At 66.1% G+C, this 17858-nt stretch carries 14 protein-coding genes; 5 read left to right on the plus strand and 9 right to left on the minus strand.

The genetic code is table 11. The features are described 5' to 3' along the window. The first annotated feature begins 257 nt into the window (after positions 1-257). The 4 genes from WG901_RS20420 to WG901_RS20435 all read left to right on the plus strand — a co-directional run bounded on the left by WG901_RS20420 (position 258) and on the right by WG901_RS20435 (position 3529). Complete coding sequence (locus WG901_RS20420; protein WP_339588970.1) at positions 258-1151, plus strand: sterol desaturase family protein; 894 nt, start codon at positions 258-260, stop codon at positions 1149-1151. After that, entirely contained in the window at positions 1148-2719 is a 1572-nt protein-coding gene (locus tag WG901_RS20425) for a tetratricopeptide repeat-containing sulfotransferase family protein (protein WP_339588971.1), read from the plus strand. Before WG901_RS20420 ends, WG901_RS20425 begins: the two co-directional genes overlap by 4 nt. After that, the gene (locus WG901_RS20430) at positions 2706-3077 is read left to right on the plus strand and encodes a hypothetical protein (protein WP_339588972.1); all 372 of its coding nucleotides are present in this window, start codon (positions 2706-2708) and stop codon (positions 3075-3077) included. Before WG901_RS20425 ends, WG901_RS20430 begins: the two co-directional genes overlap by 14 nt. Before the next feature lie 125 nt (positions 3078-3202). Next, the gene (locus WG901_RS20435; RefSeq protein WP_339588973.1) at positions 3203-3529 is read left to right on the plus strand and encodes a UrcA family protein; all 327 of its coding nucleotides are present in this window, start codon (positions 3203-3205) and stop codon (positions 3527-3529) included. Positions 3530-3589: 60 nt separating this feature from the next. Here the strand turns inward: WG901_RS20435 and WG901_RS20440 are convergent, their stop codons facing one another. The 9 genes from WG901_RS20440 to WG901_RS20480 are packed head-to-tail and all read right to left on the minus strand — an operon-like array spanning position 3590 to position 14589. Next, complete coding sequence (locus tag WG901_RS20440; protein WP_339588974.1) at positions 3590-4531, minus strand: Vgb family protein; 942 nt, start codon at positions 4529-4531, stop codon at positions 3590-3592. Then, positions 4528-6318, minus strand: a complete 1791-nt coding sequence (atzF, locus tag WG901_RS20445; protein ID WP_339588975.1) for an allophanate hydrolase — start codon at positions 6316-6318, stop codon at positions 4528-4530. The genes WG901_RS20440 and atzF overlap by 4 nt, the downstream gene beginning before the upstream one ends. After that, positions 6315-9911 (minus strand): urea carboxylase, encoded by a 3597-nt coding sequence (uca, locus tag WG901_RS20450; protein WP_339588976.1) that lies wholly within the window; start codon positions 9909-9911, stop codon positions 6315-6317. The genes atzF and uca overlap by 4 nt, the downstream gene beginning before the upstream one ends. Further along, the gene (locus WG901_RS20455) at positions 9908-10543 is read right to left on the minus strand and encodes an urea amidolyase associated protein UAAP2 (protein ID WP_339588977.1); all 636 of its coding nucleotides are present in this window, start codon (positions 10541-10543) and stop codon (positions 9908-9910) included. The genes uca and WG901_RS20455 overlap by 4 nt, the downstream gene beginning before the upstream one ends. Positions 10544-10560: 17 nt before the next feature. Continuing rightward, the gene (locus tag WG901_RS20460; RefSeq protein WP_339588978.1) at positions 10561-11385 is read right to left on the minus strand and encodes an urea amidolyase associated protein UAAP1; all 825 of its coding nucleotides are present in this window, start codon (positions 11383-11385) and stop codon (positions 10561-10563) included. Then, positions 11382-11852, minus strand: coding sequence for a CopG family ribbon-helix-helix protein (locus tag WG901_RS20465; RefSeq protein WP_339588979.1), 471 nt, complete (start codon positions 11850-11852; stop codon positions 11382-11384). The genes WG901_RS20460 and WG901_RS20465 overlap by 4 nt, the downstream gene beginning before the upstream one ends. After that, positions 11845-12654, minus strand: a complete 810-nt coding sequence (locus WG901_RS20470) for an ATP-binding cassette domain-containing protein (RefSeq protein ID WP_339588980.1) — start codon at positions 12652-12654, stop codon at positions 11845-11847. The genes WG901_RS20465 and WG901_RS20470 overlap by 8 nt, the downstream gene beginning before the upstream one ends. Beyond that, positions 12651-13466, minus strand: a complete 816-nt coding sequence (locus tag WG901_RS20475) for an ABC transporter permease (protein WP_339588981.1) — start codon at positions 13464-13466, stop codon at positions 12651-12653. Before WG901_RS20475 ends, WG901_RS20470 begins: the two co-directional genes overlap by 4 nt. Before the next feature lie 40 nt (positions 13467-13506). After that, positions 13507-14589 (minus strand): putative urea ABC transporter substrate-binding protein, encoded by a 1083-nt coding sequence (locus WG901_RS20480; protein WP_339588982.1) that lies wholly within the window; start codon positions 14587-14589, stop codon positions 13507-13509. A 799-nt stretch (positions 14590-15388) separates the two neighbouring features. Here WG901_RS20480 and WG901_RS20485 point away from each other — a divergent pair. Next, the gene (locus tag WG901_RS20485; protein WP_339588983.1) at positions 15389-17791 is read left to right on the plus strand and encodes a TonB-dependent receptor; all 2403 of its coding nucleotides are present in this window, start codon (positions 15389-15391) and stop codon (positions 17789-17791) included. Positions 17792-17858: the final 67 nt, after the last annotated feature.

Below are 17858 nucleotides of genomic sequence, written 5' to 3' on the forward strand. Positions count from 1 at the left end.
GGCTTTCATCGCCAAATAGCGCCTGCCCTCATGACGCACTGCAGCGCAGTGTGACAGCTCGAAATGGAGCTGTGGCATGCAAGGGAATCGGGACGCAACGGGTCAACGCGCGAGCAAGCGCGGGATCGTCGCCCGAGCCGGCGCGAAAGTGCTCCGGCTGATCCTGCAGGGCGTCTCCGCCCGCACCCATGCCATCGCCGGAACCCCGCCTCGCCGACCGACGCCTTTCGGCGCGACGGCGGAAGAATAGGGCCGTCATGAAGGACAAGGTCTTCAATCTGCTCCCTCCGGCGATGATTGCGCTGATGCTGTGCTTCTGGGCTTTCGGCCCGAAGGGCCTGCTCGATCATCCAGCCACCATCATCCTGATGGGCCCGATGATCATGGTCATCGTGCTGCTGCTCGAGCAGGTGCACGAACGCCACGCCGGCTGGCGCATGAACCGGCAGGAGTTCTTCACCGACCTGTTCTACGTCGTGCTCAGCGGGACGGTCATCGCCTGGCTCAGCGACACGGCGACCGGCGATACGCTCGGCGCGCTCAAGGCTTCGCTCGGCATCACCACCGCATGGGCCGCAGCCCTGCCCTGGCTGGTCCAGGTCGCGCTGGCCTTGGTGGTGTTCGAATTCGGCCAATACTGGATGCACCGGCTGATGCACAACTGGACGCCGTTCTGGCTGACTCACGCGCCGCATCACCACATCACCCAGCTCAACGCCGCCAAGGGCGCGGTCGGCAACCCGATCGAGCTGTTCCTGATCAGCCTGAGCGTGCTGGCGCTGTTCGACCTCGACAAGACCGCGCTCTTCGCCGCCTTCGGCACGATGAGCGTGATCTCGACCTTCGCCCACGCCAACGTGCGCTCCGATCCGCCCGCCTGGTATGCGTTCTTCTTCACGACAATCCGCCACCACAGCCTGCACCATTCGACCGACTACGAAGCCACGCGCTGCAATTACGGCAACTCGCTGATCCTGCTCGATCGCCTGTTCGGCACCTATCGCGAGGGCGAAAGCGCACTGGTCGGCCAGGACGACCGCAAGCGCCTGTCGATCTGGGAGCAGACCGTGTTCCCCTTCCAGCCGCTGATCGATCGCTACAAGGCGCGCAAGGCCGCCAATGACCACAGCGAACCGGCGGCCGCGGCATGACAGGCATGCGCTCTGCCCGGATCGAGGCCGCACGCAGCGCGCTGATGCGCGGCGATCTGGGCGCGACGCACCGCTTCGCCACGACCCTGATCGCGGAAGACGCCAAGGATGCGGAGGGGCATTTCCTCCTCGGCATCGTCGAATCAAGCGCCGGCCGCATCCGCCAGGGCATCAAGCACATCGCCGATGCCGTGGCGCTCGACCCGCAGGGCGAATACCGCGCCCAGCTTGCCAAGCTGTTCACCCTGGTCCGTCAGGACGGCGAAGCCGCCGCCCTGTTGCGCGATGCCGAGCAAGCGCCGCCCATCGACGCGCTGAGCCGCGACACGATGGGCTGCGTCTACGCGCGTCTCGGCGATCACGCCGCCGCGCTGCCTCACTTCGTCGAAGCCGTGCGGATCGAACCCGACAACACCGAGTATCGTTACAACCAGGCGGTGACCCTGAACTTCCTCGGGCGCACCGACGAAGCCGACGCTGCGCTCGAAGACTTGCTGAAGCGCGATCCCGGCAACGCCCGCGCGCATCACCTGCTCGCCGGCCTGCGCAAGCAGACGCCGGAGCGCAACCACGTCGAGCGGCTGGGCCGCGTGCGCGACAGAACGCGCGACGGCCAAGGCCGCCTGCTGCTGGGCTATGCGCTGGCCAAGGAGCTCGAAGACGTGGGCCGCCCGGCCGAAGCGCTCGACACGCTCTGCGCGGCGAATGGCGAGCACCGCCGCGCCCTGCCCTACACCTTCGAACGCGACGCGGTCGTGTTCGATGCCGTCGAAGCGGCCGGCGCGCTCGCCTCGGCCACGCCGGGAACCGCCGCCGAGGCCCCGATCTTCGTCATCGGCATGCCGCGCACGGGCACGACGCTGGTCGACCGCATCCTCTCGTCGCACCCCCTTGTCGAAAGCGCCGGCGAACTGCAGGCGATGCCGCTCGCGGTCAAGAAGGCTGCGGGCACGCGCACGCCGGTGGTGCTCGATCCCGAAACCGTCGCCGCCGCCGCGCAGGCGGACATGGACGCAATCGGTCGCGACTTCCTCCAGCGCGCGAGCCACCATCGCCGCGATCCCGGCCTGCGCTTCACCGACAAGTTTCCCGGCAACTTCTTCTACGCGGGCTTCATCGCCAAGGCCCTGCCCTCGGCCAAGCTGGTCTGCCTGCGCCGCCACCCGATGGACACGGTGCTCAGCAACTTCCGCAACCTCTTCGCGGTCAGCTCGCGCTACTACGACTACAGCTACGACCTGCTCGACATCGCCGCCTATTACGTCCGCTTCGATCGACTGATGGCGCATTGGCGCGAGACCCTGCCCGGCCGCGTGCTCGAGCTACGCTACGAGGATCTCGTCGCCGACCAGGAAGGCCAGACGAGCCGCCTGCTCGCCCATTGCGATCTCGACTGGTCCGACGACTGCCTGAGCTTCCACGCCAATGCCGCGCCCGTCTCGACGCCGAGCGCCGCGCAGGTCCGTCGGCCGATCTACGCCGATTCGGTCGCGCGCTGGAAGCAGCACGCCGAAATTCTGGAGCCCGTGAGGCTTTTCTTTGAGGAGGCAGGCATTGCCCTGGACTGACCTTTCCCGACTTCTGCCGATCGGCGCCATGCTCGCCGCGGCCCTCGCCTCGCCCGCGATGGCGGCCAGCGAGCCGAGCACGCGGCTCGTCTCGTGCGGCACCGAAAGCTGCCTGCTCGTCTCGGGCTACCGCGGCGACTCGGGCGCCCCGGTGCGGATCAACGGTCGTCCGGTTGCGGTCGAAGGCAGCAACCGCTGGCGCGTCCGCGTACCCGTAGCCGCAGTGCGCGCTTGGTCCGCTCCTTACGCCCGAACCATCACGGTTTCGGTGGCAGAAGCCCCGGCGGAAGCCGATTTGCCCATTGGCTTGCTGGGCCACGTCACCGATCTGGCGGCCCTCACCATAAGAGTGAAGTAATAACCGGAGACAACCCAAGTAATAAAAGAACAATTTCGACTTCTGTATTGTAAGTTTCATCTCCTGGCTTTATGTAGGCATCAATCGCCGAAGAGCGGCGCTTGTTCTACGCACAGGAGATGACGATGAAGATTGGTCTTGCGGCATTCGCCGCTCTTGCTTTCGCGACCTCGGCGTCCGCGAACACCACCGAAAACCCCTTCGCCCAGGATTCGGCCACCCTCACTCTCAAGGGCCTCGATCTTTCGACCGCCGATGGCCAGCAGCGCCTCGCGATCCGCGTCGATCAGGCCGCGCGCGCCGTTTGCGGCGAACGCTTCGCCAGCGTGCATCTCTCGCTCGAAGCCAAGGCCCAGGAATGCCGCACCGCGGTGATCGCCGACGTTCGCTCGCAGATCGAAGCGCGCACGGCGATGGCTCCGGCGGCGGCCCGCGTCGCCTACAGCCGCTAATACCCGAAAAAGGACCTGCCTCCCCACAGCAGTAGGGAGGCAGGCCAGGGGTGGAACGAACTACTTTGCGATCTTGCGGGGCTTGGGCCACCAAGTAAGCGTGTGAACGTCGTGGGCCGAGGTCCACAGGCCGTCCCGCGTATAGCGCAGTGCACCGCTGCCTTCTGGCTTTCCGATCCGCGCCTTGATCTCCAGCGTCCGCGCATCGATCGCGACGAAGGTCTGATCCTCGGTCGTCCGCAGCCAGACCTTGCCGGCACCGGTGTCGACGTCTCCATATTTCAGCACGGTGCCGACCTTGACCCGGCCCGAGACCTCGCCGCTCGTCGGATCGATGCGCGCGAGCGTGCCGTCGCCCTGCTCCTGCACCCAGACCGCGCCTTCGCCGGCGGCGAGGAAGCCCGGTGCCGCGCCCAGCGCGGTCCGCTTGGTGACGCTGTTGGTTGCGGGATCGATCCGCTGGATCGTCTGTCCGGGCAGGCAGACCGCCCAGACGGCGCCGAAACCGAAGGTCAGATAGGACGTCTCGGGATCGACGGTAATCGTCGCGACGACCTGGTTGGTGGCGGTGTCGATCCGCGAGATTTTCCCCGCGGCGTCGCTGGCGACCCAGATCGAGCCGGCGCCCGCGGCGAGCTGGTGCTCCGACTTGGTCAGCTTGGCGAGACCAGTAGGAATCGTCGCGACCAGCTTGGCGGTCGCGAGGTCGATCCGGTTGACCGTGCCGTCAGCGCAATTGGCCGCCCAGAGGCTGCCGTCGGCGATCACCATCGCGCCGCAAGGCCTGGCGATCGCCACTTCGGCGAGCTTGCCCTGGCTACGCGACCAGCGCTCGATACGGCCGCGATTGGTCGCCCAGACGGTATCGCCATCGGGCGCTAGGAAGTCGGCGAAGCCGGGGACCTGGATGACCTGCTCCGCCGGAGCCTTTGCTTGGGCGGCGAGAGGGATCGCGGCGATGCCGGCGGCGAGGACCAGCGCGAGGTTGTGGAGCCGCTTCATGCCGGGGCCTTCGCGTTGATGAAGGCGCGCCAGCCGCCGAGATGGGTGATGTCTTCGGCGCCAGTAACCGCGCGCGGCTCGGCAACGAAGCCCTTGACGCTGCTACCGTCTGCCAGGGTAACGGTCCCGATAGCCAGCGGCGCGGGCACTTCGGCGACGAAGCTGCCGAATTCGGAGACGCCCAGTTCGTAAACCTCGAGCGCGATCGGCGCGCCGTCCTCGCTATGCACCAGTGCGGGCTTGGGCGGTACGCTGTCGGCAATTGCGTAAAGCTTGTAAGTCGGTGCCGTTTCAAAGGCGCCGACGAACGTGGCCGAGCGCGAAGTCAACTGCCAGTGCAGCGGCATGTCCTTGAGATGGGCGCCGACGACGGCGAGTTTCACGGTCTGCATTTTACCCTCCAGGTCGAGTGGTGGCGGTGGCGGAAGATCGGCGACGGCAAGGTAGGCATCGGCCGCGTCGAGCAAGGCTCGATCGGTATCGGCAGGCCCGATCAGCGTGATGCCGAAGCCCGTCGCGTTTCCGCGAATGCCCGCAGGCACGGCGACAGCCGCCATGTCGAGCAGGTTCACGAAATTGGTATAGAGCCCGAAAGCGCTGTTGAGCGCGACGGGCGCGGCCTTCAGTTCGGTGACGCGGTAGGTCGTCCCCACGGTGGGGAAGGCCAACATATCGATGCCCTCCCACAGCGTGTCCGCGTGGCGCTTGATCTCGGCCATGCGATAGATGCCGTTGAACAGTTCTACCGCTGTCATCCCCAGCCCAGGCTCGACCACCTCGCGCACGGTCGGATCGACAGCGCCCGGGTTATCGGCGAGAATGCCCGCCATCGCGGCGGTACGCTCGGCGACCCAAGGGCCGCCGTAGAGCAGCAGCGCGGCTTCCTGCAGCGGCGCGAGATCGATCTCGACGATATCGGCCAGACCCGAGAGCATCTCGAGCGCCTTGTCGTAGAGGAATTCGGACTCGGCATCGCCGAACCAGACGCGCTGGTCGCGGCGCGGCACGCCGATCGTCTTGCGCCCCAGCCCCCGGTCGGCCAGCGGCTTCGAATAGGGATCCTCCACGTCGAAGCCCGCCACCACGCCATCGACCAGCCGCGCGTCGGCGGTGTCGTCGGTGAAGACGGTGATGCAGTCGAGCGTGCGGCAGGCGGGCACGAGCCCGCGGTTGCTCCAGCGTCCCTTGCTCGGCTTGAAGCCGATCAGGTGCTGGAAAGCCGCCGGAACACGGCCCGAACCAGCGGTATCGGTTCCCAGCGCAAAGGCCACCAAACCCGCTGCCACGGCGACCGACGAACCCGAGCTCGAGCCGCCGCTGACATAGGCCAGGTTGTAGGCGTTGCGCGGGCTGCCGTAGGGGCTGCGCGTGCCGTTGAGACCCGTGGCGAACTGATCGAGATTGGTCTTGCCGACGCAGATCGCGCCCGCCGCGGTCAGCCGCTCGATGACCGTGGCCGACTCCTGCGGGCGATAGGCGAAGGCCGGACAGGCTGCCGTGGTGTCCAGCCCCGCGACGTCGATGTTGTCCTTCGCCGCGAAAGGCACGCCGGCAAGCGGCAGGACTTCCCCGGCAGCAATCCGTGCATCGACGGCGCGCGCCGCTGCGAGCAGATCCTCGGCGGTCGCCCGGCTGATCCACACCTGCGGCTGGATCGCATCGTAGTCCGCCAGGCGCGCGAGGGTTTCCTCGATCACCGCGACCGCGCTTGTAGCGCCGGTGTTCACCGCGGCGGCGATGGTCGTCGCGCTGCGGCGTTCGAGCTTGCTTACCGCTGGCCCGGTCATGCCTCGGCCCTCAGTGCGAGCATCGGCGAACCAGGCTGCAATGCCTGCCGCTCCTGCACATAGAGTGCGGCCACGGTGCCCGAGCCCGGGCTGTGCACTTCACATTCCATTTTCATCGCCTCGATTATCGCGATCGTGTCGCCCGCCTTCACTTCGTCGCCCGCCGCGACCAGCAGCTTCCAGACGCTGCCGCCGAAGGGTGCCTCGACGACATCAGCACCGTCGGGGACTTCGATCGCGCTGGCCTGCGGCGTGTCGACCTCGGCCAGGCCGGTGACGCGGTCGAATTCGCCCGACCGCTGCCAGTCGGCACGCTCCTCGTCGAACGCGGCCTGGCGCCGGCTCTCGAAGGCAGAGATCGCTTCGGCATTGTCGGCCAGGTAGGCGCGATAGTCAGACAGGCGGAATTCGGATTCTTCGATCTCGATCGAGCGCCGCCCTGTCGGGAAATCGCGCCGCCATTCGACGAGTTCTTCGGCACTGACCGGATAGAACCGGATTTGGTCGAAGAAACGCAGGAGCCAGGGCTTGCCCTCGATGAAGGCGTCGGTCTGGCGATGCGTGTTCCACACCTGGATGGTGCGGCCGAACAGCTGGTAACCGCCGGGTCCCTCCATGCCGTAGATGCACATGTAGGCGCCGCCGATGCCGACCACATTCGGCGGCGTCCAAGTGCGCGCCGGATTGTATTTGGTGGTCACCAGACGGTGGCGTGGATCGACGGGCGTGGCCACCGGCGCGCCGAGATAGACGTCGCCCAGCCCGAGCACGAGGTAGTTGGCCTCGAAGATCAGGTTCTCCACCGCCGCCGCATCGGGCAGACCGTTGACGCGGCGGATGAACTCGATGTTGTCGGGGCACCAAGGCGCATCGGCGCGAACGCCGCTCATGTACTTCTCGATCGTCTCAAGCGTCGCCGGATCACGCCAGCTCAGAGGCAGATGGACGATGCGCGAGGGGATGGTGAAGTCCTCGAGATCGCCGAGCCGCTCTTCGGCAGCGATCAGCGCGGTCAGGGCCGCACGCTGGTTCAGCGTTTCGCCGTCGAAGTGCACCTGTAGCGAACGGATGCCCGGAACGATGTCGACGATGCCCGGCAGGGCCAGCCGCTCGAGCTCGGTCATCAGCGCGTGGACGCGGATGCGCAGCTCGATGTCGAGCACGATCGGCCCGTATTCGACCAAGATGTTGCGATCGCCCTGCTGGCGATAGACCGTGCGCGGGCAGCCGGGCCGCTCGTCGATCTCGGCGAGGATCGGCGACAACGTCTCGATCGGGCGCGCCGGTCCCGCGCCGGGAACCCGGCCCGTCGCGACCAGTTCGCGCTGCAGCCGGTCGGCCGTGGTCGCATCGCCGGCATTGACCGGCACGAAGCGCAGCTTGTCGCCGGGCGCGAGCTGTCCGATCTTCCAGCGATCGGCGGCGATCACCACGAAAGGACAAACGAAGCCGCCCAGCGATGGCCCGTCGGGACCCAGGATAATCGGCATGTCGCCGGTGAAATCCACCGCGCCGATCGCATAGGGATTGTCGTGGATGTTCGAGGGGTGAAGTCCCGCCTCGCCGCCATCCTTGCGCGCCCATTGCGGCTTGGGCCCTACCAGGCGCACGCCAGTGCGGTTGGAGTTGTAGTGGACCTGCCACTCGGCCGCGACGATCGCGTCGATGTCGCCATCGGTGAAGAATTCGGGGGCGCCGTGCGGGCCGTAGAGCACGCGTACCGTCCATTCGGTCGAGAGCTCGGGCAAGGCGACCGTGGGCAGCGCCGCGCCCGTAGCCTGCTCACCCAGGTGCAATGTGTCACCGGCAAGCAGCCGGCGGGCAGCATGGCCGCCGAACTGGCCGAGTTCGAACGTGCTGCGACTGCCGAGATAGGGGGCGATGTCGAGCCCGCCGGCAAACAGGATGTAGCCACGCAGACCACCACCCGCGGCGCGGCCGAGCGCAAGCGTCTGCCCAGCCTCGACCGCGATCGCCGCGCCGCGCGCGACCGCACGGCCGTCGAGCGTCGCGCCGAAATCGGCGCCCATCAGGCAGATGCGCGCCTGCGCGGTGAAGCTGATGGTCGGGCCGGTAACCGTGACTTCGAGGCCTGCCGTGCCTTCTGGGTTGCCGAGCAGTCGGTTGCCCAAGCGGAACGACTGGTCGTCCATCGGTCCCGAAGGCGGCACGCCGACCGCCCAGAGCTTCTGGCGACCGGGCCAGTCCTGCACGGTCGTCGCCGTGCCGCCGCTGATAACGCGGATCGCGCGCGGGTTCGAGGTAATGCCGTCGAGCACCCGCGTCGAGACCTCACCGCTGGTGAACTCCGGGGTGCGGACCACGTCGCGCAACCAGCGCAGGTTGGTCTCGATGCCGTCGACGCGGCTGCGATCGAGCGCGGTCTGCATCGCCGTGATCGCTTCGGCCCGGCTGGGCGCGTGGACGATCAGCTTGGCGAGCATCGGGTCGTACCAGGGGCTGACGGTATTGCCCGCCATGACCCAGGTCTCGGCGCGGATGTCGTCGGGGAACTCAACCGCGGTCAGCGTTCCCGAGGTCGGCCGATAGTCGAACGCCGGGTCTTCGGCGTAGAGCCGCACCTGAACCGAATGGCCGCGCGGCGTGGGTGCCGGCCCATCGAGGAAGGCGAAGTCGCCGGCGCCGCCGCGGATCATCCACTCGACCAGATCGATGCCCATGACCTCTTCGGTCACGCCATGTTCGACCTGGAGCCGGGTGTTCATCTCGAGGAAAAAGAACTCCTCGCGCTCGGCGTCATAGAGGAATTCCACCGTACCGGCCGAGCGGTAGTTCGCCGCCTGGCCGAGCCGCGTCGCCGCGGCGATGAGCTCGCTGCGGACCGCAGTAGGCAGCAAGGGCGCCGGCGCTTCCTCGACGACCTTCTGGTTGCGGCGCTGGAGCGAGCAATCGCGCTCGCCGAGCGGCATGATCCGCCCCTCGCCGTCTCCGAAGATCTGCACTTCGATGTGCCGCGCGCGGCGGATATAGCGTTCGAGGAAGATGCCGGCATCGCCGAAATTGCTCTGCCCTTGGCGCGCAACCGCGGCGAAACCCTCGCGCACGGCGGCCTCGTCCTCACAGACGCGCATGCCGATGCCGCCGCCGCCCGCGGTTGCCTTGAGGATCACGGGGAAGCCGATACGGTTCGCCGCTTCAGCAGCCTGTTCCTCATCGGTGAGCAGATCGGTGCCCGGCGCCAAGGGCACCCCATGGGCCGCGGCGAGCGCGCGGGCGCTGTGCTTGAGGCCGAAGGTACGGATGTTGTCGGGCGTCGGGCCGATGAAGACGATGCCGGCTTCGGCGCAGGCCTCGGCAAAATCGACGTTCTCTGCAAGGAAGCCGTATCCTGGGTGAATCGCCCCTGCACCGGTCTCGCGCGCCGCCTCGAGGATCTTGGCGACGTTGAGATAGCTGTCGGACGCTCGGCCCGGGCCGATGCAGACGGCTTCATCGGCTTCCGAGACGTGAAGCGAGCCCTCGTCGGCTTCGGAAAAGACGGCTACCGAGCGCAAGCCCATGCGGCGCAAAGTGCGGATGATACGCGTGGCGATCGCGCCACGGTTCGCGATGAGGACGGTGTCGTAGCTCATGCGGAAACGATCATGCGCACGGGGGTCGGGTTGAACCCGTTACACGGGTTGTTGATCTGCGGGCAGTTCGAGACGACGACGACGACGTCCATCTCGGCCTTGAGATCCACGGTCAGTCCGGGCGCCGAAATCCCGTCGACGATGCCCAGCGAGCCGTCCTCTTCGACCGGTACGTTCATGAAGAAGTTGATGTTGGAGACGATGTCGCGCTTGCCGCGCCCGTCGAGGAGGTTGGCTTCGAGGAAGTTCTCGACACAGGCGTGCTGCGCCTTGGTGTGGTGACCATAACGCAAGGTGTTGGACTCGCAGGAGCAAGCGCCGCCGATCGTGTCGTGATAGTCGACCGAGGTCGCGGCGATGGTCATCATCGGCCGCCCCTCGTTCGAGCGCAGGACGGTTCCCTGGCGCAGGAACAGGTTGCCCTGGGCCGCGACGGTGTCCTGCGCGGAGTAGCGCTCGGCATCGTCCTCAGCGGCGTAGAGCAGGAAATCGACGGCCTGGTTGCCTTCGAGATCGACGATGCGAAGCGTTTGGCCGGCCGCGATCTGATGCAGCCAGGGCGCTCGTGCGGGGACGACCACGTCGTGGACGATGGAACCGGAAAGGCCGGAAAGATGGGGATCGACGCTCATGTGGGGCCTGTTCCTCGTTAGCGGCGGAAGTAGTCTTCGACGTTCTGGAAGGCCCGCAGGCCTTCCGGCGTCGCATTTCGGACCGGATCGTCGGCGGGCGTGACCGCCCCGCGCCAGGCGGTCGATCGCAGCGGCGTCACGGTCCAGCTCTCACGCGGATCGAGCACGTGCGGGCAGTTGGCGATCACCACGATCACGTCCATTTCGGCCCGCAGCACGAGGCTGCGCCCAGGCGCGAACGGCCCTACCTGTGGCGTGATCGTGCCATCGGCTTCGATCTTCGCGCCCTTGAACAGGTTGACGCAGGGGTGGACGTCGCGGCGTTGCAGACCGTGCTTGGCGGCGCCAAGCAACAGCCGATCGCGGCCATTGGGATAGGGCCCGCTGTTCGCGCCGCTACCGTACTTGGCGGCATTGGTCGCGACGTTGGACGTGCCGCAGAAGGTGTCGTGGGTCTCGGCGTCGTCCGCGATCAGGCTCATCAGCACCCGGCCCATGTCCGAGAGCAGCAGCTTGCCGGCGCCGAGATAGGCGTTCCACTGCACCTTCACCGTATCGGCCACGTTGAGCCGCTCGGTCGGCATTTCGGCGTTGAAGATCAGCAGCGACGCGCAGGCATCGCCCTTGAGGTCGATCAGACGCAGGTGGTCGCCGCGCGCCAGCCGGCGTGTGGCATAGCCACCCGCGGCGATCGTCTCTTCCCACAGCAGGTCGTCGGCCGGGACCCCGGCGGGCAGATCACCCGCGACAGGCGGCAGCACCGGCATGGCCTCGACCACGGTGCCGCCCATGGCGCGGGCGTGGTCGCGCGCGGCCGACGGATTTGCGAGAGCCTGGCTCATGCCGCGATCCCCTTGTCTTCGGCGTCCTTGTCGTAGAGCGGCGGCAACAGCGCCGTCGTCGTCACGAGCTGGAGCTGGTGCACGCCACGCACCCGGCGCAGCGCATCGCACAGCTCCTTGAGCAGCAAGGCCGGACCCTGGACGAGCAGCACCTCGAGCGACTGATCGTCCTCCAGGAACACGTGCTGCGAGGAGATCACCTCCTTGAGGTAATCGGCCTGGGTCTGCGCGAGCTGATGCCGCACCCGCCCCCGGTCGCCGCGGTAGACGATGGTGATCGTGCCCGCGAGCATCTCGTCGGGACGGGTGAAAGCCTCGTGCTCGGCCAGGGCGTGGCGGATCAGCTCGGCGATCAGTTGCGACCGCGACGGCAGGCCACGTTCCTCGACCATCATGTCGAGCTGCCGGAACAGATCGCCCGGCAAGCTCATGCTGAGCCGGGCAAGGCTCGCGCTATCGCTACCCATGTCCAATAGTCTCCTCGATGCTAAGCGGGATTTCGGCGGCGACGGCGGTCTCTCCTGCCGGCTCGTCGTTGCGGCGCAGCGGCAGGTCATAGACCGCGGTGGCGCCAAAGCGGTGGGGCGCGTGGGGATCGTGACGGCGCTTGTCGAGCGCCAGCACGCGCGTTCCCAGGGTGAAGGCCTCACGGATGTCGTGCGTGACCATGATGATGGTCAGCGCATAGTCGCGCCAAAGCTTGGTGATCAGCGCATGCATGTCCGCGCGGATGCCGGGATCGAGCGCGCCGAACGGCTCGTCGAGCAGCAGGATGCGCGGCCGCTTGATCAGCGCCTGGGCGATCGCCAGACGCTGCTGCATGCCGCCCGACATCTGCGCCGGGAAGAGATGCAGGGAATCGCCCAGGCCGACGGCCTGCAACATCTCGGCGGCTTCCGCTTCGGCATCGCGACGCGCCTTGCCGAACAGCCGTGCGGTGAGCGGCGCCTTCTCGCATTCGAGGCCAAACACCGTGTTGCGCAGCACCGACAGGTGCGGGAACACCGAGTAACGCTGGAACACGACGCCGCGATCGGGGCCACATTCGGGGGTCAGCGGCGTGCCGTCGAGCAGGATCGTGCCGCGCGTCGGCACTTCCTGGCCGAGCACGATGCGCAGCAGGCTGGACTTGCCGGCGCCCGAGGGTCCGATGATCGACACGAAGGAACCGGCCTCGATGTCGAGATCGACCTTCTCGAGGACGATCTTGTCGCCGTACTCGACCCAGACGTCGCGGAGGCTCAGGAGGGTTTCGGGGCGCGCGCTCAATGGCTTGCTCCATGGGCCCAAGGGAACATTCGCCGGCTCATCACGCTCAGGGCCACGTCCATCACGATGGCGAGCAGAGCGATCCAGGCGACATAGGGGATGATGACGTCCATCGAGAGATAGCGGCGGACGAGGAAGATGCGGTAGCCGAGGCCGACGTCGGAGGCGATCGCCTCGGCCGAGATCAGGAAGACCCAGGCCGGACCCAGCGCGAGCTTTACGGCGTGGAACAGGCGCGGCATGGCCTGGGGCAGAGCCACCCGGATCATGATCTGCCAGGAACTCGCCCCCAGAGTCTGCGCCTTGACGATCTGCTCGCGCGGGAGGGCGGAAACGTGGGCCATGATGTCGCGCACCATGACCGGCGCGATGCCGATGACGATGAGCGCGACCTTGGCGGTCTCACCCAGCCCCAGCGCAATGAACAGGATCGGCAGCAACGCGATCGGCGGGATCACGGCAATGCCGGTCACCAGCGGGCCGAAGGTGGCGCGTATCGGTGGCAGGAGGCCCAGGACCAGCCCGACCACCAGCGCCGAGAGCGTGGCAATGCCCAGGCCGATGCCGAGCCGCTGCAGGCTTGCCAAGGTGTCGGCCCAGAAGACGAGCTGCCCGGTCAGCTGGTCGGGCTGGAACAGCAGCGCCGCCATTGCCTCTGCCATGCCCGTGGGCAGCGGCAGGATCTTGTCCATCGGATTGGCCGCATGCCGCTGCGCCGCGAGGAACAGGTAGAGCAGCACCAGCAGCAGGATCGGCAGCGATCCAAGCAGTATCCGCCCGCTCCGATCGATTTGACGGTTCACCCAACGCATGTCGTCACACCAACTTTCGCTAGACCTTGCGGAACCCGGCTCAGAGCTTTCCGTCCGCGGCGAGCTTCATGAAGCTCTCGTCGAAGCGCAGCGTCACGTGCTGCGCATCGCCGAGCGTCTTGCCGCCCGGGAAGGCCATGCCGACCGCATCGGCCGACGAGGCACCCTTGAACAGGCCCTTGGAGAAGCTGAAATCGCGCACCTGCGTCATCGTCGTCACGAGCCCCGGCGCAGAGGTCGCGGCCACGGCCGCCTTGGGATCGGCGTATAGGAACGTGGTCGACAGCTGGCTGTCGAAGTTCTCGGGCGTGGAGCCCGCGAGCTTGGCCATGGCCGCACGGGCTGCCTTGCCCTCGGCATCCTGGCGCTGCATCAGCGCGACCGTCTCATACCAGATGCCGGCGAGCGCCTTGCCGAGGTTGGGATTGGCCTTGAGCGTGGCGGTATCGACCACCATCAGGTCGAGTATCTCACCGGGGATCTCGGCCGAGCTGAAGACCTGCTTGGCTCCCGCCTGCCCGCGCATCACCGAAAGCTGCGGGTTCCAGGCGACCGCCGCGGTCGCATCGGGGCTGCCGAAGGCTCCGACGATATCGGCGTCCGACGTGTTGACGGTGCGGACGTCGGTGGGCTTGAGGCCGGCTTTCTCGAGCCCGCGCGCGAGCAGGTAGTGCGAGACCGAGAGCTCGACCAGGTAGGCCTGACGCCCCTTGATCGCGGCCAGGTTGTCGGCGCCCTTGAGCAGGATGCCATCGTTGCCGTTCGAATAGTCGCCGACGATGATCGCGCTGGTGTCCTTGCCGCCCGCGGCCGGAATGGTCAGCGCGTCCATGTTGGTGACGGCCACGCCGTCGAACTTGCCCGCGGTGTACTGATTGATCGATTCAACGTAGTCGTTCACCTGAACGACGTTGATCTTGATGCCGTACTTGTCGGCCCACTTCTTCACGATGCCGGCCTGCTGCGCATAGGGCCAGGGCATCCAGCCCGCATAGATCGACCAGCCGATGCTGAACTCGGTGCGAGGCTCCGAAGCGGCCTGCTTCGCGGGGGAGCAGGAGACCACCAGAAGCGCTCCGGCCATCAATGCGACCTTGCTTAGCTTGATGAACGACCCGACCATGATTCGATCCCCTTTCGCAATGCAGCATCAGCGAGAGGCCTCGGCTTGTCCATCAAAAAATATTACAGATGAGAAAATAGGTAATACCACAAAGGCGCGGCAATGCGGTCATGACCGAGCCTCGTCTTGCGGCGTCGCGACGGCCACCTGGTGCCCGCCGCCTTTCGCCTCTCAACGAAGCATCCGCAGAAATACCAGGTATGCCAGCGATGGCAGCCGGCGCCGCGCTTCTGCCTAGCGCTCGAGCGAGCGTGATTCGCGAATCGTCGGGGACAAATTGCTGCGTCCGTATGACGCGACGGATTTTTCACGCGACGTAGCCAAAGGCTGCCGCTCCCCTCACCGTTGAAAAATCGCAGAATTGTGCGTCGCAACATAAGCGCCCGTCATACTGAGCAAGTGCGGAATTATTACTCTTGACGCGTTACGTAATATCCATACCGTATACGTCGTCGTCCTGAGAGGCGACGAACAAAGGGTGGTCTTGCCGGTCGATGGCCGGCGCAAAGCGAGGGTCAAGCCGATCGAAAAACGGCCTGCACAAATGTTCCTTCGGACGCCATGCCGTCCGTTGCCCGGCTTCAAGCCGATTTCGGTGCACGCCCCGATCCTGAGGCCATCCGGAACATGACGATCGGCGCAGCCCTCTGCGCCGCAATGAAGCCTGCCGCGACGAGCGGTGGGACCAAGGAATATCGAATGCATCAGCCGCAACCCGGCTGACAAGGCGCCGGCGTAGCCAGAGCGTCAATGGGAAGGATGTCACTTGAAGGCTCAACGACAAGGGGTCGGAGTGACTATGAAACTGTTTCGCAACACACTGCTCGGCGCGACCATGCTCATGGGCGTTGGCGCCGCTCCTGTCTTTGCCCAGGACGTGGCGCCGGAAAGCACCGGAGCTGGCGACGGCAGCGAGATCGTCGTCACGGCCACCCGCCGCGCGACTTCGATTCAGGACGTGCCGATCAACATCAGCGCGGTCGGCTCGGAGCAGCTCGAACGCCAGCGGATCGACGACGTGCGCGATCTCGCCGATTTCACGCCTGGCATGACCATTTCGGACACGGGTCCCGGCTCTTCGGGCACAATCGTGCTGCGCGGCCTCAACGCGTCGGACACGGACAGCACCGGCGCCTCCTATGACGACGCGCTTGGCATGTACCTGGGCGAAGTGCCGCTCTACTACGACTTCAAGCTGCTCGACATCGCGCGCGTGGAAACGCTGCTCGGACCGCAGGGCACGCTCTACGGCCTGGGCACCTTGGCCGGCGCGATCCGCAACATCCCCAACCGCCCCAACACCGATGCGATCGAAGCCGAAGTCCACGGACGTGTCTTCGGCAAGGATCATAGCCGCCAGTACGGTTACAACGTGGATGGGGTGATCAACATCCCGATCATCAAGGACCATGTCGCCTTTCGCTCGGCCTCGGGCTATTTCTTCGATCCGGGCTTCATCGACTATCCGCTGCTGCTCCAGACCCCCGGCGTGTCGCTGCCGCAGCCGAACGGCCCGAACACGATCACAGACGCGGGTTACGCGGCCAACCTCTACCGCCGCAAGGACCTCAACTTCGAACGCACGGTCACCTCGCGCAATCAACTGCTCGTCCAGTTCAACGAAGACCTGAAGGTCAACTTCACCTACGCCTATCAGCGGACCACGACGGGCGGCGGCCAGTACAACAGCGCCGGCGTGCTCGGCACCACCAAGTACGAGAGCGCCGGTCGCTATGCCGAACCGGTGACGCGCCGCGCGCACCTGGGCAGCATGGAGATCAACGCCAATATCGCCGACATCGTCGATCTGGTGGCGACCACGGCCTACACCAACGTCCGCAACCAGGCGCAGTCCGACAATACCGACCTGCTGCTCGACCTCGACTATGGCTACGAGACCTTCCCGGCCTTCTCGAGCTACAACGAAAGCACGGACAAGCGCCGGCAGTTCAACCAGGAAATCCGCCTGGTCTCGCGCCATGGCGGCCCGTTCTCCTGGGTGCTCGGCGGCTTCTACAACGAGCAGAAGCGCCAGCGCGACTATCGCGAGATCGTGCCCAACCACCCCTGGGTCGAATTCGGCACCCAGCCGAACCCAGACGAGGTCGAATATGCCTCGTTCGTGAAATCGAAGATCACCGAGAAGGCGATCTTCGGCGAAGGCACCTTCCGCATCATCCCGCAATGGCAGGTGACCGCCGGGGCGCGCTACTTCGGCTACACCTCGGACATCCGCGGCACCTCCGTGCTGCCGCTGCTCGGCGAGCCGGTAAGCCCCTATGACATCGCGCCGGCCGGCGGCAACGCGAAGAAGAGCGGCTGGGTGTGGAAGTTCAACACCTCGTTCAACGTCACGCCCGACATCATGCTCTATGCCACCTACAGCAAGGGCTATCGCATCGGCGGTCCGAACACGGTCGCGCCGTGCATCTTGCCGCTGGACCCCACCCAGCAGAACGTCTGCGGCCTGCCGAACGAGATCCAGTATGGTCCCGATACGACCAAGAACGCCGAAATCGGCATCCGCACCCAGTTCTTCGATCGCAAGCTGACTTTCAATTTCAACGTCTTCCAGATCAAGTGGGATGGCATCCAGGTCGATTCCGCCACGTTGAACGGCATCGTCGGGATTACCGTGAACGGCGGCAAGGCCCAGTCGGAGGGCTTCGAAGCCTCGTTCCACATGCGGCCGATCGATCGCCTGTCGATCCAGGGCACCTATTCCTACGTCAACGCCAGGCTGACCGAGGACGTGCCCGGCATCATCGCGGTCAATTCGCCTGCGGGCACCTATCCGAGCAAGCCGATCCAGCTCGATGCGCTGGCCGGCGATCGCCTGCCGGGTTCGGCGAAGAACAGCGGCAGCCTGGGCGTGACCTATACCGCGCCCTTCGAGAACGGCAGCCTGATCGCGGACTGGACCGCCACCTATCGTGGCGACGTGGTGACACGGCTCGGCTGGGATCGTGCGTTCGGCGACAAGCTGCCCGGCTATGTCCTCAACCGCGCCTCGCTGACCTATGAGGCCGAAAAGTACAGCATCGGCTTCTTCGTCAACAACATCTTCGACAAGTACGCGGTCGCCTCGGTTGCCAACGATCGCTCGCGCGTCGGCCTCAACGATGGCGTGCGGCTGCGCTACTACAAGCAGACCGTCATCAACCCGCGGACCTTCGGCCTCGAGCTGCGGTACAAGTATTGACCCGTGCGGAGCGGGGCCGGTCGCAAGCCGGCCCCGCAAAACCGCGACAAGATCCGTTCGGATGAGG

The organism is Novosphingobium anseongense (assembly GCF_037482895.1).
Taxonomy (GTDB): Bacteria; Pseudomonadota; Alphaproteobacteria; order Sphingomonadales; family Sphingomonadaceae; genus Novosphingobium; species Novosphingobium anseongense.